At 64.5% G+C, this 19,725-nt stretch carries 15 protein-coding genes; 4 read left to right on the top strand and 11 right to left on the bottom strand.

Annotated elements, in window-relative coordinates; translation table 11 throughout:
- Positions 1-6 precede the first annotated feature (6 nt).
- The 9 genes from AC3WMU_RS23220 to metE form a co-directional block, all read right to left on the bottom strand.
- Entirely contained in the window at positions 7-129 is a 123-nt protein-coding gene (locus tag AC3WMU_RS23220) for a hypothetical protein (protein ID WP_006218348.1), read from the bottom strand.
- Positions 116-832, bottom strand: a complete 717-nt coding sequence (locus AC3WMU_RS23215; RefSeq protein WP_088590662.1) for a TerC family protein — start codon at positions 830-832, stop codon at positions 116-118. The genes AC3WMU_RS23220 and AC3WMU_RS23215 overlap by 14 nt, the downstream gene beginning before the upstream one ends.
- A gap of 110 nt (positions 833-942) precedes the next feature.
- Complete coding sequence (locus AC3WMU_RS23210) at positions 943-1,641, bottom strand: TerC family protein (RefSeq protein WP_006225011.1); 699 nt, start codon at positions 1,639-1,641, stop codon at positions 943-945.
- A 282-nt stretch (positions 1,642-1,923) separates the two neighbouring features.
- Complete coding sequence (sucD, locus tag AC3WMU_RS23205; RefSeq protein WP_006225012.1) at positions 1,924-2,805, bottom strand: succinate--CoA ligase subunit alpha; 882 nt, start codon at positions 2,803-2,805, stop codon at positions 1,924-1,926.
- A gap of 22 nt (positions 2,806-2,827) precedes the next feature.
- Positions 2,828-3,988 (bottom strand): ADP-forming succinate--CoA ligase subunit beta, encoded by a 1,161-nt coding sequence (sucC, locus tag AC3WMU_RS23200; protein WP_006225013.1) that lies wholly within the window; start codon positions 3,986-3,988, stop codon positions 2,828-2,830.
- A gap of 10 nt (positions 3,989-3,998) precedes the next feature.
- Positions 3,999-4,601 (bottom strand): DUF2889 domain-containing protein, encoded by a 603-nt coding sequence (locus AC3WMU_RS23195; RefSeq protein WP_035213193.1) that lies wholly within the window; start codon positions 4,599-4,601, stop codon positions 3,999-4,001.
- 82 nt (positions 4,602-4,683) lie between these two features.
- Positions 4,684-5,298, bottom strand: coding sequence for a 4'-phosphopantetheinyl transferase superfamily protein (locus tag AC3WMU_RS23190; protein WP_492283024.1), 615 nt, complete (start codon positions 5,296-5,298; stop codon positions 4,684-4,686).
- On the bottom strand, positions 5,295-9,290 hold the full coding sequence (locus AC3WMU_RS23185; protein WP_492283023.1) for a Pls/PosA family non-ribosomal peptide synthetase: 3,996 nt from the start codon (positions 9,288-9,290) through the stop codon (positions 5,295-5,297). Before AC3WMU_RS23185 ends, AC3WMU_RS23190 begins: the two co-directional genes overlap by 4 nt.
- A 170-nt stretch (positions 9,291-9,460) precedes the next feature.
- On the bottom strand, positions 9,461-11,758 hold the full coding sequence (metE, locus tag AC3WMU_RS23180) for a 5-methyltetrahydropteroyltriglutamate--homocysteine S-methyltransferase (RefSeq protein WP_492283022.1): 2,298 nt from the start codon (positions 11,756-11,758) through the stop codon (positions 9,461-9,463).
- 197 nt (positions 11,759-11,955) lie between these two features.
- Between metE and AC3WMU_RS23175 the strand changes: the two genes are divergently transcribed.
- On the top strand, positions 11,956-12,873 hold the full coding sequence (locus tag AC3WMU_RS23175; RefSeq protein ID WP_492283021.1) for a LysR family transcriptional regulator: 918 nt from the start codon (positions 11,956-11,958) through the stop codon (positions 12,871-12,873).
- A gap of 113 nt (positions 12,874-12,986) precedes the next feature.
- On the opposite strand, the gene recX is transcribed toward AC3WMU_RS23175, so the two are convergent.
- Positions 12,987-13,676, bottom strand: a complete 690-nt coding sequence (recX, locus tag AC3WMU_RS23170; RefSeq protein WP_492283020.1) for a recombination regulator RecX — start codon at positions 13,674-13,676, stop codon at positions 12,987-12,989.
- Positions 13,677-13,805: 129 nt separating this feature from the next.
- Positions 13,806-14,867, bottom strand: coding sequence for a recombinase RecA (gene recA, locus AC3WMU_RS23165; RefSeq protein ID WP_006225020.1), 1,062 nt, complete (start codon positions 14,865-14,867; stop codon positions 13,806-13,808).
- Positions 14,868-15,234: 367 nt separating this feature from the next.
- On the opposite strand from recA, the gene AC3WMU_RS23160 reads away from it, so the two are divergent.
- The 3 genes from AC3WMU_RS23160 to AC3WMU_RS23150 all read left to right on the top strand — a co-directional run bounded on the left by AC3WMU_RS23160 (position 15,235) and on the right by AC3WMU_RS23150 (position 19,298).
- Positions 15,235-15,924, top strand: a complete 690-nt coding sequence (locus AC3WMU_RS23160; RefSeq protein WP_006225021.1) for a response regulator transcription factor — start codon at positions 15,235-15,237, stop codon at positions 15,922-15,924.
- A gap of 115 nt (positions 15,925-16,039) precedes the next feature.
- Positions 16,040-17,416, top strand: a complete 1,377-nt coding sequence (locus AC3WMU_RS23155; RefSeq protein WP_492283050.1) for a sensor histidine kinase — start codon at positions 16,040-16,042, stop codon at positions 17,414-17,416.
- Between the two features lie 220 nt (positions 17,417-17,636).
- Positions 17,637-19,298: an MFS transporter gene (locus tag AC3WMU_RS23150; protein ID WP_424922719.1), complete on the top strand. Its 1,662-nt coding sequence runs from the start codon at positions 17,637-17,639 to the stop codon at positions 19,296-19,298.
- The last annotated feature ends 427 nt before the right edge of the window (positions 19,299-19,725 follow it).

Here is a 19,725-nt window from a genome sequence, read left to right as displayed (position 1 = left end):
ACGTCATCAAACGAAATTGGAGACGATGACCGTCGCGACTACCCCGAGGATGGCCAGCACGAAAAGGCCCTGAAGGAGGCTCAGGCCCGATTCGGATTGCTGGGGATCAACGGATCTACGCAGACTCATGGGATTCCTTGGAAGCGGTTTTGCGGCTTGCCAGCCACCGTCCAAGGACAACAACGAGCAAGGCGCCAATAATTTCAGCGGCGATTTTAACCGTAGTGGGCTGAACGCCGAATTGACGTTCGACAATAACGTCGGTAATCAGCATGCCGCCGGCGATCCAGCCCAGCAAGGCGGCGCCAAACGTAACAACCAACGGGTACTTGTCGATCAGCTTGAGCACCAGGGTGCTGCCCCAGATGATGATCGGCACGCTGACGATCAGGCCGAAGGCAACCAGGCCGATCTGGTGGTCGGCGTGGGCGTTCTGGGCCGCGCCGGCGATGGCGATCACATTGTCCAGGCTCATCACGAAGTCGGCGATGATGATGGTCTTGATCGCGGCGGCGATGGATGTCCCGCCCTTCACGTTGCCATGCGCATCGTCTTCAGGAACCAGGAGCTTGACGCCGATCCAGACGAGCAGCAGGCCGCCCACGACTTTCAGGAACGGGATCGACAGGAGCGTCAGTGCGAAAGCGATCAGCACGACACGCAGGATGATGGCGCCCGCGGTGCCCCACAGGATGCCCTGCATGCGCTGCTTGGGGGCCAAATTGCGACAAGCCAGCGCGATCACGACGGCGTTGTCGCCGCCCAGCAGGATGTCGATGAGGATGATCTGGAATACCGCTGCCCAACTCAGCGTCTGGAAAAACTCAAGCACTATGAACCCCCGAAGGCATTTATGAAAAGAAAGGCCGGTCCCGAGCCGGCCATCCTGCCGCGCGCAGCGCAGCAGGATCATTCAAACAACTAATTATTGTAATTCAGCTTTCAGTCAGCTTTCTGGCGCATCAGCAAAACTTTACCAATTGCCAGCACCAGCACCGCGCCGAGCGCACCCGTCATCAGTTCGAAGCTGTGATGCGATACGCCCAATGCCGCGTCAATACGCGCCACCGGTTCCTGCAAGGCGGGATCACCCACCAGCAATTCACCTGCAATAAAGCCCAACAACGCAGCACCCACCCAGACGATGATCGGGAAGCGCTCGATGACCTTCAACAGCAGCGTGCTGCCGAAGATGACCAAGGGGATGCTGATGGCCAGGCCCAAAACCAGCAAGGTCGTGTCGCCCATCGCCGCAGCAGCAACCGCCACCACGTTGTCCAGGCTCATGACCAGATCGGCAATCATGATAGTGCGGATTGCGGTCAGCAGATTACCTTGCGTCTTGCCCGCGCCGTCGTCTTCGCCTTCCGGCAACAGCAGCGTCACGCCGATGTAGACCAGGAGCAGCGCGCCGATCAGCTTCAGATACGGCAGCAGCAGCAACTTGGCCGCCACCAGGGTCAGCACAATACGCATGATGATCGCGGCGGCCGAGCCGATCGTGATCGCTTTCTTCTGTTGCGCCGGCGGCAACGAACGCGCTGCCAGCGCAATAACCACGGCGTTGTCGCCTGATAGCAGGATGTTGACCCAAATGATCTGGAGCAACGCTATCCAGAATGCCGCTGAACTAAGTTCCATGCCTCTCTTTCCCAGGTGATGATCCCCCTAGGACAAACCAAATGAATGGATGATGAAAACGAAAATCGTACTGACCGTCTTGGTGCGAGCCCGACGGCATTCTTGCTGGGTACGTGCGAAATTTCTTTCATTATAGTTTCGTTCAGCTTTCCGTATGTTTTGGCGACCGCGATATGGACACGGGATTTCCCTAAGAACACGCCGAAGATCCGGGCCGCGAAGGCGCCAGATGAACGAAAAAAAGCCCGCCGAAGCGGGCTTTTTTGGCGCAATGCTGAAGACTTACAGCACCGACTTGAGCAGCTTGCCCATTTCGGAGGGGTTGCGCGTGGTGCGGATGCCGCAAGCTTCCATGACTTCCAGCTTGGCGTCGGCCGTGTCGGCGCCACCGGAGATCAGGGCGCCAGCGTGGCCCATGCGCTTGCCGGCGGGAGCCGTGACACCAGCGATGAAGCCGACGACCGGCTTCTTCATGTTGTCCTTGGCCCACTCGGCGGCGTTGACTTCGTCCGGACCGCCGATTTCGCCGATCATGATGACGGCGTCGGTGTCGGGATCGTCATTGAACAGCTTCAGCACGTCAACGTGCTTCAGGCCGTTGATGGGGTCGCCACCAATACCGACGGCGCTGGATTGGCCCAGGCCCAGTTCGGTGACTTGCGCCACGGCTTCGTACGTCAGGGTGCCCGAACGGCTGACGATGCCGATGCGGCCCTTGCGGTGGATGTGACCCGGCATGATGCCGATCTTGATTTCGTCCGGCGTGATCAGACCCGGGCAGTTCGGGCCCAGCAGCAGCGTCTTGCTGCCCTTGGCCTTCATGCGGTTCTTGACTTCCAGCATGTCGCGGACCGGGATGCCTTCGGTGATGCAGATCACCAGATCCAGTTCAGCTTCGACAGCTTCCCAGATGGCAGCGGCGGCGCCGGCCGGCGGCACGTAGATGACGGACACGGTTGCGCCCGTATCGGCCTTGGCGTCCTTCACCGAAGCGAAAATCGGCACGCCTTCAAAGTCTTCACCCGCCTTCTTGGGGTTCACGCCGGCCACGAAGGCGGCTTTACCATTGGCGTACTCACGGCACATGCGGGTGTGGAACTGGCCCGTCTTGCCCGTGATGCCCTGGGTGATGACTTTGGTGTCCTTGTTGATCAGAATCGACATTTGTGAATCCTTGGCAATTTTTTTACTTGACGGCGGCTACGACGCGGGTGGCGGCTTCGGCCATCGTGTCGGCGCTGATGATCGGCAGACCCGAGTCGGCCAGCATCTTCTTGCCGAGTTCTTCGTTGGTGCCCTTCATGCGGACGACCAGCGGCACGTTCAGGTTGACGGCCTTGCAAGCAGCGATCACGCCTTCGGCGATGACGTCGCAGCGCATGATGCCGCCGAAGATGTTGACCAGAATGGCCTTCACGCTCTTGTTGGCGAGCATGATCTTGAACGCTTCAGTGACCTTCTCGGCCGTGGCGCCGCCGCCGACGTCCAGGAAGTTGGCCGGCTCGCCGCCGAACAGCTTGATGGTGTCCATCGTGGCCATGGCCAGACCGGCGCCGTTCACCAGGCAGCCGATGTTGCCGTCGAGCTGGATGTAGGCCAGGTCGAACTTGCTGGCTTCGATTTCAGCGGGATCTTCTTCGTCCAGGTCGCGGTAGGCGACGATTTCCGGGTGACGGAACAGGGCGTTCGGGTCGAAGTTGAACTTGGCGTCCAGGGCGATGATGTTGCCCTTGCTGTCGCGGTTCAGCGGGTTGATTTCGACCAGCGAGGCGTCGGTGTCCATGTAGCACGTGTAGAGCTTCTGGAACACGTCCACGGCTTGGGCGGTCGAGTCGGCGGGCAGGCCGATCGCATTGGCGATCTTGGTGGCTTGCTCGGCGGACAGGCCGGTCAGCGGGTCGATGTATTCGGTGATGATCTTTTCGGGGGTGGAGTGGGCCACTTCCTCGATGTCCATGCCGCCTTCGCTGGAGGCGATGAAGGCGACCTTCTGCGTAGCGCGGTCAGTGACCAGCGACACGTAGTATTCCTTCTGGATGTCGGCGCCGTCTTCGATGTACAGGCGACGAACCTTCTGGCCTTCCGGGCCAGTCTGGTGCGTGATCAGCTGCATGCCCAGGATTTCCGAGGCCAGCTTGCGGACGTCGTCCAGCGAGCGCGCCAGCTTCACGCCGCCGCCCTTGCCGCGGCCACCCGCGTGGATTTGTGCCTTGACGACCCAAACCGGTCCACCCAGCTTTTCAGCGGCAGCCACGGCCTCGTCGACGGAAAGAGCGGGGATCCCGCGCGGCACCGGGATGCCAAATTGCTTCAGCAGTTCCTTGCCTTGATACTCGTGGATTTTCATGTGTTACCTGTCAGGACGTATGAGAAAGAGAAGGTGAATCGGAGGACGAATCGGCCGATGCCTCAGCGCTACCCCCGGTGTACCACTTGGGATAGTGCTCAGCCACCACCGGGCCGCCAGTGCTGAGCGCATGACAGCCATCCAATTGGAATGGACGCCGGTTCGGGTTGGTTTCCTGCCGCCGGCGGTTGGCCATGGTCTGGACCGCCGCGGTGGGAAGCACCTGCGACAGCTCGGTCATGTGCGTACAGCCCTCCACATGCCCGAACCGCTCTTTGACCTGGCGACGGAATCCCTTAAGCAGATTCATGCCGACCAGATCAGTGTAAGCGGGCTCGATGGCCATGCAATGACCGCCGTAAGGGGCGGCGTCATAGACGGCCTGCGCCGCCACGATCGAGAAATTCTCGTCGATGGTGATGCGCAGATGCATATGGTGGATGGGCTGCCCGGCCTTGAACATCTTGCCGTCGCTCTTGGGGAAATCGTACGCCTTCACGTCGATCAGCTCGGCTTCCAGATCCCAGTTGCCGTCTTCGCGCGCATACGACTGCACGCGTATGGAACGCGTGTGCAGAGGTTGGCGAGGGTAATCCGGCGGTGGCAAGGGCATGCTGGGGGCCTGCGGGGCGAAGATGGCCTGCGCATGGTGCGCGGCAACAAAACCTTGAAAGTATAGCGCAGGCAGCCGGCGATCAACCGTCTTGCTGCGGCCGGCCTGCTAGGGGACAGAGTGCGGCCGAGGCCCAGAGGCCGTCGTGGCGGACCTGGCAGGTCAGACGCGCGGCAGCCAGATGGCGTTCCCGCACTGGGGTGTATTCCTCCAGCCCGCGGCGGCAGGCTTTCAACCGGGCCTCCAGCGCGCTCCAGGCGCGGGCGAAGGCATCCGCGCGGCCGGCCGGCGCGCAGGCAGCCAACCTGGCCGCGACCTCCGGACCGCAATAAAGCCGGGCGACGTCGATATCGCCTTCGCCGCCCCCTGCCCCGCCGTCTGCTGCCGCCAGATCCACGCCCGGCGCGCCCAGACGGGACAAACCGCACAAAATATAGGGGCCACAATAAGAGAAGGAGCTGTGCCAGGGGGAACCCGGTTCCATGGCCGGCCCCTTGGGCGTTTCCGTCCAGCGCGCCGCCTCGCCCGCCCTGCGCGGCAGTTCGGCCGCCAGCCACGCGCGCGCCGCCTGGCGCTGGCCATCCCGGCCCGTCGCCAGCCGCAGCAGCCACATCTCGACCGGCGCGCCCTCTCCGGTCAACCGCAACGCGGGTGGGAGGGTCGGCGGCGCCGCGAACAAGGTCTCAGGTGCGTTCAAGCGCGCGGCCCCGGCGTCCACGGGGTGGCCGGACTGCCCATCCAGGCCTGCCCGGCCGGGATGGTTTCGCCCTTGAGTACCAGGGTCAGCGGCCCCAACACGGCGCGTTCCTCGACGTGGGTGTCGTACAGGATCGTGGTGCGCGGACCGACATTGACGCCGCGGCCGATGTGCACGGGCCCGATCTTCATGACGCGATCCTCGAACAGATGGGTCTGCGGCCCGGACCAGGCGTGCAGCACCGCGTCGTCGCCAATCAGGACGCAGTCGTACTCGGTGACGTCGGTGGTGTCCATGAATACGCGCTTGCCGATGCGGGCGCCCATGCAGCGCAACGCCAGGGGCAGCCAGGGCGTTGCGCGCAAAAAGTTGAAGAAGTTGGGCACGGCGATCGACTCATACAGGCTGGTCACCGCCTCGCTCTTCCAGACGAAGGGCGTCCACATGGGTTCAGCGCGTGGCCGGTACCGGCCCACCAGCGTCCACTTCAGCAGCACCACGAACAGGAACGTGCCCAAACCATACAGAACACCGGCCAGCATCAGTTCGTCGAAGGCGGCCAAAAAGCCTTGGGCAGCCGCGATCGGGATGATTTTCATGACCGTCAGATAGCCCACCGCAATCACGACCGCCAGCGGCAGGATCATGCGCATGCCCTCGACGGCGCCGCGTGCGACTTTGCGGCCCAGGCTCGGCCGGAAGGTCAGGTGCTCGGGGAAGCCCGCAGTCTGCTCGCGGGCGGGCAAGGCCAGCGGCGGGTTGCCCAGCCAGGTCTGGCCGCTGGCCATGCGGCCGTTGGCCGGCGCCCGGCTCTGCACGCCGATCAGCACGTCGTCGGGCAGCACCGACCCATCGGGCACGTACGCGCCGTTGCCGACAAAGCTGCGGTTGCCGATGATGGTCGGGCGCATCGTCATCCAGCCGCGGTCGATTTCCTCGTCGCCCAGCATGACGCCATCGGCGATGAAGCTGTCGCGCCCCAGCGTCAGCATGTCGGGCACGATGCCCATGGCGGTGGAGATCTCGGTGCCGGGGCCAACCTTCGCGCCCAGCAGCCGGTACCAGGTGCCGGCGTAGATCGAGGCATACAGGCCGTGCAGCACGCTCAGGCTGGACTCCTGGATCTGGTTGGTCAGCCACCGGCGCAGATAGATCTGGCCATAGACCGGCCACCGCCCGCCCGACAAGCGGGGCAACAGCAACCAGCGCAACAGGGCAGATACCAACACCGTCAGGAACAGCAGCAAGGCGCTGGCCGGCAACGCCAGCAGCAGGTAGCAAAGGAAGGCATAGGGCCAGGACACGCGGTCGCCCATCAAGTCCAGCCAGCGCGCGTCGATCCAATCGATCAGCACGAAACTGGGGAAGACCGGCATGAAGAACAGCGCCGCGATCAACGTGCCGCCCAGGGCATAGGCCACCACATCCAGTTGGCGCAAGCGCCCTGCCCGAACGGGTCGGGGCGGCAATTCAGGGGCATGCGCCTGGGGGTCGTGCCGCGCAGGCGCGCCCGTCCAGACCTGCCCCGCCGGGACGCGTGCGCCCGAAGCCAGCGACGACAAGCCGTCCAGCCGCGCGCCCTCGCCCATCGACACATCGCCTTGCAGCACCGCGTACGACCCGACGTAGGCATTGTCGGCCAAGGTGATCGGCGCCACTTCCCAGACGCCCCCGCGCACCGCGAAATTCTCCAGGTTGACGGCCGCGCCAATGCTGACGCCGTCGCCAATCGTCAGCAGGTCGGGCGCGCGGACCGAAATACGGCTGATGGCCGCGTCGCGGCCAATGCGCGCGCCCAGCGCCCGCAAATACCAGACCTGCAAGGGAGAGCCGGCCAGCAAATGCGCCGGCGGGATGTCCAGCACCCGGTCCACCAGCCACCAGCGGTAAAAACGCCACCCATACAGCGGATAGCGGCCCGGCTTGAGCCGGCCCAGGATGCCCCACTTGCACGCCACGGCCACGCCGAAGCTCAGCAGGTTGCAAAGCAGATAGCTGGCGATGGACAGCGCTACCGCACGCCAGACCGAGTCGCCCTCGTCGCCCGTCCAGTAGTGATACGTGAAGAACGGCGTCAGCCAGATTAGCATGCGCACACCGATCAGCAACGGCAGCGCGGCAAGCTGGGCCAGGCCACAGGTCCAGCGCCGCCACTCCGGCGCCTGGCCCGCGGGGTCGCGGGATGGCGCAGCGGTGTCGCCGTCTTTCACCGCGACCGGCACGGCCGCCGCCAACGCATCCAAGCGCGCGGACAGCGCCCCCAGGCCCGGGTGCTGATAGAGCTCGTGCATCGTCAGCGCGGAAAACTGTGGATGCTTGCGCAGCGACGACACCAGGCGCGCGGCCAGCAGCGAATGGCCGCCCAGGTCGCGGAAGAAGTCGCTGGCCAGGCGCAGCGGCTGGCCCGGGAACAAGGGGCGCAGCGCGTCGAACAGCGCCTGTTCGCCGGGCGTGACCGCTACGTCGTCTTCGCCGCTGGGCTCGGACACGGTTTCCAGTTCACGCGCCTTGAGCGTCTTGCGGTCGATCTTTCCCGACGTCAGGCGCGGCACCTCGGCCACGCGTTCAAAGCGGGCGGGGATCATATAGGCAGGCAGGTCTTGCGCCAGCGCGGCGCGCAAGGCGTGCAGGTCCAAACGCGCCTCGCCCTCGGGTTTCAAGAAGGCCACCAGTTGATCGATGCCGCCCAGGTCGCGCAGCACCACCGCCGCCGCGCCCACACCGGGTTGCCGATACAGCGCCGCTTCGATTTCGCCCAGCTCGACGCGAAAGCCCCGCACCTTGACCTGGTCGTCGCTACGGCCCAGGCACTGGATCTGCCCATGCTCGTCGATGCGGGCCAGATCGCCACTGCGGTACATGCGCGTGTCGTGATCGCCGCTGGGGCGGGGGTTGGCCAGGAATTTTTCGGCCGTCAGTTCGGGGCGCCCGAGGTAGCCGCCCGCCACGCCGGGCCCGGTGATGCAAAGCTCACCCACCTGCCCTTGCGGCAACACCGCGCCGTCGTCGCCGCGGATGAGCATGCCGTAATTGGGCAGCGGCGTGCCGATGGTCACCGGTTGGCCGGGCAGCAATTCGGCCAGGCTGGCCGATACCGTGGTCTCGGTGGGGCCATAGGTATTGAACAGGCGCCGGCCCGGCGTGGCCCAGCGCGGCACGAGGAAGTCCGGGCACACTTCGCCGCCCAGGTTCACGATGCGCAAGCCCGGCACATCGTGCGCGAACAAGGCAAGCAGCGTCGGCACCGCATGCAGCACGGTCACGCCTTCGCGCACCAGCGCGTCGGGCAGGCCTTCGGGGTCGGTGGTCAGCATCTTGGGCGCCACCCACAGGCTGGCGCCAACCAGATAACTGATCCAGATCTCTTCGAACGACATGTCGAAGGCCACCGAAAAGCCCTGGTAGACCTTGTCGCCATGCCGCACGCCCAGCACCTCGTTTTCGCTGCGCAGGAAATGGCAGATGCTGGCTTGGCTGATCGGCACGCCTTTCGGCTTGCCGGTGGACCCGGACGTATAGATCACGTAGGCGGGGTGCTCGGGCAGCAATCCTTCCCGCGTGCGCAAGGTGCCGTCGACAGGCATCGACAGGGTCCAGGTGGTCCACGTCGTCATGCCGTCCAGGCGCACATCGGCGCTGGCGATCAACCCCTGGGCGCCCGCATCCTGCAGACAGACCAGCATGCGGTCGGGCGGCGTGTCGGATTCGAACGGCAGCCAGGCCGCGCCGGCTTTGGCGATGGCCGCCTGCATCACCAGCAGGTCCGCGCCGCGCGGCAGACACAGGCCCACGATCTGCCCGGGCCGCACGCCGGCCTCGATCAAATGGTGCGCAGCCAGGTCGGCGCGCCGGCCCAGCATGTCGTAGGTAAGGGTCTGATCCAGCCAGTGGATGGCGATGGCGGCGGGATGCCGCAGGATCGTGGCTTCCAGAATATCGGGCAGCGTTTCCGCGGCAAGCAGATCCGGCCGATAGGGGCCTTGGAGAATCATAGGAACGGCAACAATCCAGCTGTTGGGATTTTTGCTTATTGACCCGTGCCGCAGGAATTCGTTCCGCTTCCCATCACTAAAAAAAGCCCCCGGCCGGTGCGTAATCGCACACGTACCAGGGGCTTAACCCGCAACGCCCGCCTTGGGGCCGGCGTTGGGGTGGCCGGTCTTCAGGCCGATTGGCGCAGCGTGCGCGCCGCTTGCACCATGCCGATCAGCGCCGCTTCGGTTTCGGGCCAGGCGCGCGTCTTCAGGCCGCAGTCAGGGTTCACCCAGAGGCGTTCCTTGGGCAGGCGGGCAGCCGCCTTTTCCATCAGGCCGACCATCCAGTCCACTTCCGGCACGTTCGGCGAGTGAATGTCGTACACGCCGGGACCGATATCGTTCGGGTAATCGAAGTCTTCAAACGCCTTGAGCAGTTCCATGTTGGAGCGCGACGTTTCAATCGTGATCACGTCCGCGTCCATCGCGGCGATCGATTCGATGATGTCGTTGAACTCCGAATAGCACATGTGGGTATGGATCTGCGTTTCATCGCGCACGCCGGCGGTCGACAGGCGGAAGCAATCCACGGCCCAGTCCAGGTACGCCTTCCAGTCCGAGCGGCGCAGCGGCAGGCCTTCGCGGATGGCGGGCTCGTCGATCTGGATGACGCTGATGCCGGCGGTTTCCAGGTCCACCACTTCGTCGCGCAGCGCCAGCGCCAGTTGGCGGCAGGTCTGTTCGCGCGGCTGGTCGTCACGCACGAACGACCATTGCAGGATGGTGACGGGACCGGTCAGCATGCCCTTCACGGGCTTGTCCGTCAGCGACTGCGCGTAGGACGACCAGCCTACCGTCATCGGTGCGGGACGGGCGACGTCGCCGAAAATGATCGGCGGCTTGACGCAGCGCGAACCGTAGCTTTGCACCCAGCCGTTCTTGGTGAACGCGAAGCCGGCCAGCAGTTCGCCGAAGTACTCCACCATGTCGTTGCGCTCGGGTTCACCGTGCACCAGCACGTCCAAGCCCACCTTTTCCTGGAAGCGAATGACTTCCTCGATCTCCTTGCGGATGGCGGCCTCGTAGCCCGAATCGGTCAGCGCGCCGGCCTTCCAGTCGCGGCGCAGCGCACGGATTTCAGCGGTCTGCGGGAACGAACCGATCGTGGTCGTCGGGTAGGCGGGCAGACCCAGTTGTTCTTGCTGGCGGGCGATGCGGCCGGCGAACGGCGCGCGGTCACGCGACACGCTGGCGGCGCCGGACATGCGCTGGCCCACGACCGGGTTGTGGATGCGAGCCGACGAACGGCGCGCGGCCAGTGCCTCGCGTTGCTGTACCAGGCCTGATTGCACTGAAGGGTCCGTCGCGCTATCCAGCGCACGGCCCAAGAGGCTCAGCTCTTGCAGCTTCTGAGTGGCGAACGACAGCCAGCTCTTTAACTCGGCGTCCAGTTCGGTTTCGTTGGCCAGGTCCACCGGCACGTGCAGCAGCGAGCACGACGGGGCCAGCCACAGGCGGTCGCCCAGTTGTTGCTTGATGGGGGCCAGCGTGGCGATGGCGGCGTCCAGATCGGTGCGCCAGATGTTGCGGCCGTTGATGACGCCAGCGGACAGCACCTGGTCGGCGCGCAGGCCAGCAACGACCTCAGCCAGTTGCTCGGGCGCGCGGACCAGATCCACGTGCAGGCCGGCCACGGGCAGCGCCTGGGCGGTGGACAGGTTGTCCTTCAAGCCGTCGAAATAGGTCGCAATCAGCAGCTTGACAGGGCTGGCGGCCAGCACGCCGTACACCTGTTTGAACGCATCGCGCCAGGCTTGCGGCAAGTCCAGTACCAGGATGGGTTCGTCGATCTGCACCCATTGCACGCCCAGCTTGGCAAAGCGAGCCAGGACTTCTTTGTACACCGGCAGCAGCGCAGCCAGCAGTTGCAACTTGCCTTCGTCGGCAGCGCCGCCCGCGAACGCGTCGCCCTTGCCCTGGTACAGCCAGGTCAGCGGGCCCGGGATCACCGGCTTGACGGCATGGCCCAGCGCTTGCGCTTCCTGGATCTGTTCGAACAGCGATTCCCGCGCAATGCGGAACGTCTGGCCCGGCACCAGTTCGGGCACGATGTAGTGGTAGTTGGTATCGAACCACTTGGTCATTTCGCAGGCGGCGGCAGGCTTGCCCGTCGGTGCGCGGCCACGGCCCATGCGGAATAGCGTGTCCAGCGAAACGGCTTCGCTATCGCTCTGGCCGAAACGGGCCGGCACGGCGCCCAGCAGCGTGCTCCATTCCAGAATCTGGTCGTACCAGGCGAAGTCGCCCACGGGCACGAACTTCAGGCCAGCTGCTGCTTGCAGCTTCCAGTGCTTGGCGCGCAGTTCGCGGCCGGTTTCTTCCAGCGCTTCGGCGGTTTGCTTGCCGGCCCAATAGGCCTCCACCGCACGCTTCAATTCGCGCTGGGCACCAATGCGGGGGAATCCCAGATTATGAATAGTAGTCATATCATCGCCGCCATTAGACAAAATTTGTTCAAGTGAAGACCATTGTGCCGGCAAATCTACATGAATCAAAATCAATGTTTACATTCATAGGATGAGGAAATCTCATACAATATAAGTTCATTCCACCCTGATGGGGTTGGTGCCTGCAGCGGGTGTCCGCCAGGCGGCGCCGCTGCCCCGCGTCCTCGACTACGCCCATGCTAGAAATCCGCCATCTTGAGACGCTGACCGCCATCCGTGAAGGCGGCAGCCTGCAAGAAGCCGCCGAACGCCTGCACCTGACCCAATCCGCCCTGTCGCACCAACTGCGCGACCTGGAAACCCGCTTGGGTACGCCGCTGCTCAACCGGCGCACCCGCCCGGCGCGGCTGACCACGGCGGGCCTGCGCGTGCTGGCGCTGGCGGACGAAGTGCTGCCCCGCATCCGCGCCACCGAGCGCGAGTTGCAACGGCTGGCCGCCGGCCGCACGGGCCGCCTGCACCTGGCGATTGATTGCCACTCGTGCTTCCAATGGCTGATGCCGGCGCTGGACGCCTTCAGGGTGCAATGGCCGGACGTGGCGCTGGACCTGTCGGCCGCCTTTTCGTTCGCCCCCCTGCCCGCCCTGGTGCGCGGCGACCTGGACCTGGTCATCACCTCGGACCCGCAGCCGCTGGACGCGGTGGAATACCTGCCATTGTTCAAGTACGAACTGGTGCTGGCCGTGTCCGAGGCCAATCCGCTGGCCGGCAGCAAATTCATCATGCCCGACCAGTTGGCCGATCAGACGCTCATCACGTACCCGGTGGACAAGCAGCGCCTGGACGTCTTCACCGCCTTCCTGGATCCGGCCGACGTGGAACCCGCCGCCATCCGCAAGGCGGAGCTCACCCCCATCATTGCGCAACTGGTGGCCAGCAACCGCGGCGTGGCCGCGCTGCCGAACTGGGCATTGACCGAATACATGAATCAGGGTTGGCTGCGGCAGTGCCGCCTGGGCCCGCAGGGGGTATGGCGCACGCTGTACGCCACGGTGCGAAGCGAAGATACCGACGCGTCGTACATCGACGAATTCCTGACCATCACACGCGACGTCTGCTTCAAGACGCTGTCGGGAATCAAATCGGCAAAGTAAAGAGGGAGGGAGCCCCCACGCTGCACGTGCTTCGCACGCTTGCTGCCCCCCGAGGGGGCTTTTTCCCCTTGGGGCGGCCCGGCGGGGAAAAGGGCCCCGCGCTGCGCGCGCGCTCAATCTTCGTCGCTGTCGCCCACGATGCGGCGGATGACGTCGTGGGCGAATCCGCGGCTGGCCAGGAAGCGGGCTTGTTTGGCGTAGGCCGCGCGGTCGGCGGGCTTGGCGTCGAAACGCTTCTTCCAGACTTCCAGCGCGCGGTCGTATTCGGTGGCGCGCAACTGGTCGCGCAATTCAGCCACCTGGTTGGCGTCTACGCCATGCTGGCGCAGTTCCTGCACGATGCGGGCCGCGCCCTGACGTGACGCGCGCCGGTGCACCAGGCTTTGCGCAAAACGCTCGGTGGACAGCCAGCCTTCTTTTTCCAGCGCATCCAGCACCGCTTCAACCTCAGCCGCGTCTTCGGCGTAAGCCGACAGCTTGCGGGCCAGTTCTTCGCGCGCATGCTCGCGCCGCGACAAATACCCCACCGCACGCATCTTCAGCGATGGCCCTTTGCGTTCGGTCTTGCCGTCATCTGCGTCGGCCAGGTCCTCGGCGCGGGCTGCGCGGCGGCCGCGGGGGGCCGGTCGCTGCTCGGAACTGCGCTGCCATTCACCCGGATCGGCGGCGGGCGCCGCAGATTCCTGTTCACGGCGCGCATCGGAACTCCGCCGCAAGCCCTGGGGCTTGGCGACGGTTTCAAACTCGTCATCCAGCTTGGCGCGAAGACGGTCGGCTGACGCGGGGGTCGATTTCCAGCTCATGCGCTTCCTGCTTGCTATGCAAAAACGGCAGGCCCGTCATGGCGCCTGCCGCATATCGCCGGGCCCGGGGCAACGGCGCAAACAATGTGCAACGCGCCTGCGGTGATCCGCAGGCCCGTGCAAGATTGCTTATTCGGCGGTGTCTTCCGCCGTGGGGACGAACTCGGCCGCACGGCTGACGATGCCCTGGTTCTCACGAACGCGGTTCTCGATCTCGATGGCGATTTCCTTGTGCTCTTTCAGGTATTCGCGGACATTGTCCTTGCCCTGGCCGATGCGATTGCCGTTGTAGCTGTACCACGCACCGGACTTGTCCACCACGCTGGCGGCCACGCCCAAGTCGATGATTTCGCCTTCGCGCGAGATGCCGGCGCCGTACATGATGTCGAATTCGGCCTGCTTGAACGGCGGCGCCACCTTGTTCTTCACCACCTTGACGCGGGTTTCGTTGCCGACGACTTCGTCGCCCTTCTTGATGGAACCGATGCGGCGGATGTCCAGACGCACGGAGGCGTAGAACTTCAGCGCATTGCCGCCGGTGGTGGTTTCGGGGTTGCCGAACATCACGCCGATCTTCATGCGGATCTGGTTGATGAAGATGACCATGCAGTTGGTGCGCTTGATCGTGGCGGTCAGCTTGCGCAGCGCCTGGCTCATCAAACGGGCTTGCAGGCCGGGCAGCGAATCGCCCATTTCACCTTCGATTTCAGCCTTGGGCACCAGGGCAGCCACCGAGTCGATGACGATCAGGTCGACCGAGCCCGAACGCACCAGCGCGTCGGTGATTTCCAACGCCTGTTCGCCCGTGTCCGGCTGCGAGATCAGCAGATCGGTCAGGTTCACGCCCAGCTTGTTGGCGTACTGCACGTCCAGCGCGTGTTCCGCGTCGACGAAGGCGCAGGTGCCGCCGATCTTCTGCATTTCAGCGATGACCTGCAGCGTAAGCGTGGTCTTGCCCGACGATTCCGGACCGTAGATTTCGACCACACGGCCACGCGGCAAGCCACCGACGCCCAGCGCGATGTCCAGCCCCAGGGAACCCGTGGAGACGACCTGGATATCGTGCGAGACCTCGTTGTCGCCGTAGCGCATGATCGAGCCCTTGCCGAACTGCTTTTCGATCTGCGAGAGCGCGGCGGCAAGCGCCTTGGCCTTTTCCGATGCGGCGGCCTTGGTGGTTTTGTCGTCCATGTAGAGTCCTGTCTGTAACGTATCTGGTGTCGAAGGGTGCCGGAGAAGTCGCCGGTCAGGCTGGGGTCTGGCTATAGATATGGCTAATGCGTCAGCTTATGCGTCAGTTGCGCTCAAGGTTGCTTCGCGCTTTTGATTCATGTGCAGATTATGGCATCGGATTGTACTGTACAAAAAACCAGTGTGCCAGAGTTTTGCACGTATACCCTGAGTGGGCAAGCCCCCCGCCATATGACAGAATCGAAGGAGAACCCGGTGTTTCGTCCCTTTTCCGCCGCCGGGCCGCCCACAAGGCGGATAGCCTCCCATAGAGGGGCAGCAAGCGCGCAAAGCGCTGGCGGCACAGGGACCCCTTCATTAGCAGCCCATGCGTATCCTGATCGCCGAAGACGACAGCATTCTGGCCGACGGCCTGTCCCGGTCCTTGCGCCACAACGGCTATGCCGTGGACGCCGTGCGCGACGGGCTGGCCGCCGATTCGGCGCTGGCGGCCCAGGCCTTCGACCTGCTCATCCTTGACCTGGGCCTGCCGCAACTGGCCGGCCTGGAGGTGCTGCGCCGCCTGCGCGCCCGCAATTCCGCCCTGCCCGTCCTGATCCTGACCGCCGCCGACAGCATCGAGCAGCGCGTCAAGGGCCTGGACCTGGGCGCCGACGACTACATGGCCAAACCCTTTGCGCTGTCCGAACTGGAAGCGCGCGTGCGGGCATTGACCCGCCGCGGCGCCGGCGGCGGCGCCACGATGATCAAGCACGGCCGGCTGTTGTTCGACCAGACCGGCCGCGTCGCCATCGTGGACGACCAGACGCTGGACTTGTCCGCGCGCGAAGTCAGCCTTCTGGAGATCCTGCTGACCCGCAGCGGCCGCATGGTCAGCAAGACGCAACTGGTGGACCACCTGTGTGAATGGGGCGAAGAAGTCAGCACCAACGCCATCGAAGTCTATGTGCACCGGCTGCGCAAGAAGCTCGAACCCAGCGGCGTGAAGATCGTGACGGTGCGCGGCCTGGGCTACTGTCTGGAGCGGGACCAGGGTGCCGCGTATCTCGCCAGCTGAGCCTGCGCGGCCAGAACCGCTGAATCAGGAAGCGCTGGATATCATGCAAGCCGGGTCCAAGGGCCCGAGCTTCGCACCGCCCCAGCGCTCGCTGCTGGGCGAGATCCTGGACTGGATGCTCGCGCCGCTGTTCCTGCTGTGGCCCATGAGCGTGGCGATCACCTACGTCGTCGCGCAGAACATCGCCAACGTGCCGTACGACCGGGCGCTGGCCAATAACCTCCACGTGCTGACGCGCCAGGTCCACGCGCAGGACGGCCGCGCCGTGCTGAAAATGACCGACCCGGCGCGCGACGTGCTGCGCGCCGACGAGACCGACAGCGTGTTCTGGCTGGCGCTGGGCAGCCGCGGCGAATACCTGGGGGGCGACCGCGCCCTGCCGCTGCCGGCCTCCGTGGGCCAGCCGCGTCCCGGCGAGGTCCAGTACGAAGACGACACGATGCGCGGCTTCGGCATCCGGTTGGCGTTCACGTGGGTCGACCTGAACCTGCCCAACACCCAGCCTGCGCTACTGATCGTGGCCGAAACCGTGGAAAAGCGCACGCAACTGGCCAACGACATCATCAAGGGCGTGATCATTCCCCAGTTCGTGGTGCTGCCGATCGCCGTGCTGCTGGTCTGGTTCGGGCTGTCGCGCGGCGTGGCGCCGTTGAACGCCTTGCAGCAACGCCTGCGTGCCCGGCGTCCCGACGACCTCTCCCCCATCGATGAACGTGCGGCGCCGTCCGAGATCGCCCCGCTGGTGGCGGCCATGAACGACCTGCTAGACCGCCTGTCGGCCAACGTCCAGGCGCAACGCCGCTTCGTAGCCGATGCCGCCCATCAGCTGAAGACGCCGCTGGCGGGCCTGCGCACGCAGGCCGAGCTGGCATTGCGCGACGCCAGCCCAGAGGAAATGCAGTCCAGCCTGCGCCAGTTGGTGACCGGGTCGGAGCGCGCCACCCGGCTGGTCAATCAGTTACTGCTGCTGGCGCGCGCCGAAAACCCCAGCGCCATCGGCCTGGCGCGCACCGACTTGAACGCCATCGCTTACGAGCAGGCCATGCATTGGGTGCCTCAGGCCCTGTCGCTCAGCACCGACCTGGGCTTCGAGGGGTCGGACGATCCCGTCGAAATCAGCGGTAATCCCTTGCTGCTGGCGGAACTGCTGAACAACCTGGTCGACAACGCGCTGCGCTACACGCCCCGCGGCGGCCACATCACGGTGCGCGTGCAGCGCGTGGGCGACGAAGCGGTGCTGGAAGTCGAGGATTCCGGCCCGGGAATCCCGCCCGAAGAGCGCGAACGCGTGTTCGACCGCTTCTACCGGGTGCTGGGCACGGCGTCGGACGGCAGCGGGCTGGGCCTGGCGATCGTGCGTGAAATCGCCCAGAAGCATCAAGCCACCGTGGTGGTGAGCGACCACCCCAACACGCACTCGAACCTGCCTGGCACCCGCATTCGCGTCGGGTTCCCGATGTACGCCGAGCACCCCGACCTGCCGGAAAGTTGAGGGGTGCGACGCCCCCGGCGCTGCTAAGGACTATCCCTAGCTCCGCGCGCAATGATTACACAATGTTTCAATTTTAAGATTCGGGTAAGGGTTACGTCAGAACCTCGTCAGCCTCGCGCCTCAATGTTGCGTATAGCTCGATGTCGGCTCGCCGGCGGAGGGTCAAGCACGGCGGAAAACCGCCGGCCTAAAACGAGGAGACATCATGAGCACAACAACCATGGCAGGCCGCGGTCCCTCCGCGGAACCGCGCCCGATGACCAAGGATGAACGCCGCGTCATCTTCGCGTCGTCCCTGGGCACGGTTTTCGAGTGGTACGACTTTTATCTCTACGGCTCGCTTGCAGCCATCATCGCGCAGCACTTTTTCTCGGGCGTGAACCCCACTGCGGGCTTCATCTTCGCGCTGCTGGCGTTTGCCGCGGGCTTTGCCGTGCGGCCGTTCGGCGCGCTGGTGTTCGGCCGCCTGGGTGATCTGGTCGGACGCAAATACACCTTCCTGGTCACGATCGTGATCATGGGCCTGTCGACATTCCTCGTGGGCGTGCTGCCCAGCTATGCCAGCATCGGCATGGCGGCGCCGGCGATCCTGATCATCCTGCGCTTGCTGCAAGGCTTGGCGCTGGGCGGCGAGTACGGCGGTGCAGCGACTTATGTGGCCGAACACGCGCCCCATGGCCGCCGCGGCTTCTACACGTCGTGGATCCAGACCACCGCGACGTTGGGCCTGTTCCTGTCGCTGCTGATCATCCTGGGCATCCGCACCTACCTCGGCGAAGACGAATTCAAAGCCTGGGGCTGGCGCATTCCCTTCCTGATCTCGGTCATCCTGCTGGGCATCTCGGTGTGGATCCGCCTGCAACTGAGCGAATCGCCCACCTTCAAGCGCATGAAGGAAGAAGGCAAGGGTTCCAAGGCGCCGATCGCTGAATCGTTCGGCCAGTGGAAGAACCTGAAGGTCGTGATCCTGGCGCTGCTGGGGCTGACCGCTGGCCAGGCCGTGGTCTGGTACACGGGCCAGTTCTATTCGCTGTTCTTCCTGACGCAAACGCTGAAGGTCGATGCGAATACCGCCAACATCATGATCGCGATCGCGCTCTTGCTGGGTACCCCGTTCTTCGTGGTGTTCGGCGCGCTGTCCGACAAGATCGGCCGCAAGCCCATCATCATGGCGGGCTGCCTGATCGCTGCCGCGACCTACTTCCCGATCTTCCAAGGCATTACGCACTTCGCCAACCCGGCGCTGGAAAAGGCGCAAGCCACGGCCCCGGTCACGGTGATTGCAGACGCCAGCACGTGCTCGTTCCAGTTCAACCCGGTGGGCACCGCGGCATTCACCAGCTCTTGCGATGTGGTCAAGTCGTTCATGGCCCGCAATTCGGTGAATTACAAGAACGAGGCGGCTCCGGCGGGCTCGATCGCCAAGGTCAAGATCGGCAACGACGAGTTCGCCTCGTTCGACGGCAAGGCCATGGCCCCGGCTGACTTCAAGGCCAAGGCCGCTGAACTGGACAAGGCGCTGACCACCGCGATCCGCAGCCACGGCTACCCCGCCAAGGCCGATCCGGCGCAAAGCAACAATGTCATGGTCGTGGTGCTGCTGACGATCCTGGTGCTGTACGTGACCATGGTCTACGGCCCCATCGCCGCGATGCTGGTGGAAATGTTCCCGACGCGCATCCGCTACACCTCGATGAGCTTGCCGTACCACATCGGCAACGGCTGGTTCGGCGGCTTCCTGCCCCCGGTCGCCTTCGCGGTGGTGGCTGCCACCGGCAACATCTACGACGGCCTGTGGTACCCGATCATCATCGCAGTCATGACCCTGGTCATCGGCACGCTGTTCGTGCGCGAATCCAAGGACAACGACATCAACGCATAAACGACCATCCCCCGCCGGGCGGGACTGCTGCGCCTGCCCGGCCTTTAAAAGCTCCTTATGGAGCTTTTTTTTTATGTAGCCCCCACGCTGCGCGCTTCGCGCTTGCTGCCCCCCGAGGGGGCTTTTTCCCTTGGGGCGGCCCGGCGAAGAATAGGCCCCCACGCTGCGCGCTTCGCGCTTGCTGCCCCCCGAGGGGGCTTTTTCCCTTGGGGCGGCCCGGCGGGAAAAGGCTATTTTTGCGAAGGTCATAAGGCTAGGGAGGGTCATCGTCCTGAAACGGTGACTTTGCGGGTATCGCCCAAAATCTCTTGCCCACTTTCAGGACGCTGTCAGACCCTCCCGCTTAGACTGGCGCCTCAGATTACGGCCTTGCGCCAGATCGGCTGACGATTGATCCCCCTGTCAGACGATTGCAGGGCTAGTGTTC

It is taken from the genome of Achromobacter sp. FW305-C-13, assembly GCF_058783475.1.
This window is presented reverse-complemented; position numbering and strand designations above follow the sequence as displayed.

What these genes read in the sequence shown, in the direction of transcription:
- AC3WMU_RS23155 (WP_492283050.1), top strand. Translation starts at nt 16,040, where the DNA reads ATGCTCGCGCCGCTGTTCCTGCTGTGGCCCATGAGCGTGGCGATCACC.
- AC3WMU_RS23175 (WP_492283021.1), top strand. Translation starts at nt 11,956, where the DNA reads ATGCTAGAAATCCGCCATCTTGAGACGCTGACCGCCATCCGTGAAGGC.
- metE (WP_492283022.1), bottom strand. Translation starts at nt 11,758, where the DNA reads ATGACTACTATTCATAATCTGGGATTCCCCCGCATTGGTGCCCAGCGC.
- AC3WMU_RS23220 (WP_006218348.1), bottom strand. Translation starts at nt 129, where the DNA reads ATGAGTCTGCGTAGATCCGTTGATCCCCAGCAATCCGAATCGGGCCTG.
- AC3WMU_RS23150 (WP_424922719.1), top strand. Translation starts at nt 17,637, where the DNA reads ATGGCAGGCCGCGGTCCCTCCGCGGAACCGCGCCCGATGACCAAGGAT.
- AC3WMU_RS23210 (WP_006225011.1), bottom strand. Translation starts at nt 1,641, where the DNA reads ATGGAACTTAGTTCAGCGGCATTCTGGATAGCGTTGCTCCAGATCATT.
- AC3WMU_RS23160 (WP_006225021.1), top strand. Translation starts at nt 15,235, where the DNA reads ATGCGTATCCTGATCGCCGAAGACGACAGCATTCTGGCCGACGGCCTG.
- recX (WP_492283020.1), bottom strand. Translation starts at nt 13,676, where the DNA reads ATGAGCTGGAAATCGACCCCCGCGTCAGCCGACCGTCTTCGCGCCAAG.
- sucC (WP_006225013.1), bottom strand. Translation starts at nt 3,988, where the DNA reads ATGAAAATCCACGAGTATCAAGGCAAGGAACTGCTGAAGCAATTTGGC.
- AC3WMU_RS23185 (WP_492283023.1), bottom strand. Translation starts at nt 9,290, where the DNA reads ATGATTCTCCAAGGCCCCTATCGGCCGGATCTGCTTGCCGCGGAAACG.
- recA (WP_006225020.1), bottom strand. Translation starts at nt 14,867, where the DNA reads ATGGACGACAAAACCACCAAGGCCGCCGCATCGGAAAAGGCCAAGGCG.
- sucD (WP_006225012.1), bottom strand. Translation starts at nt 2,805, where the DNA reads ATGTCGATTCTGATCAACAAGGACACCAAAGTCATCACCCAGGGCATC.
- AC3WMU_RS23195 (WP_035213193.1), bottom strand. Translation starts at nt 4,601, where the DNA reads ATGCCCTTGCCACCGCCGGATTACCCTCGCCAACCTCTGCACACGCGT.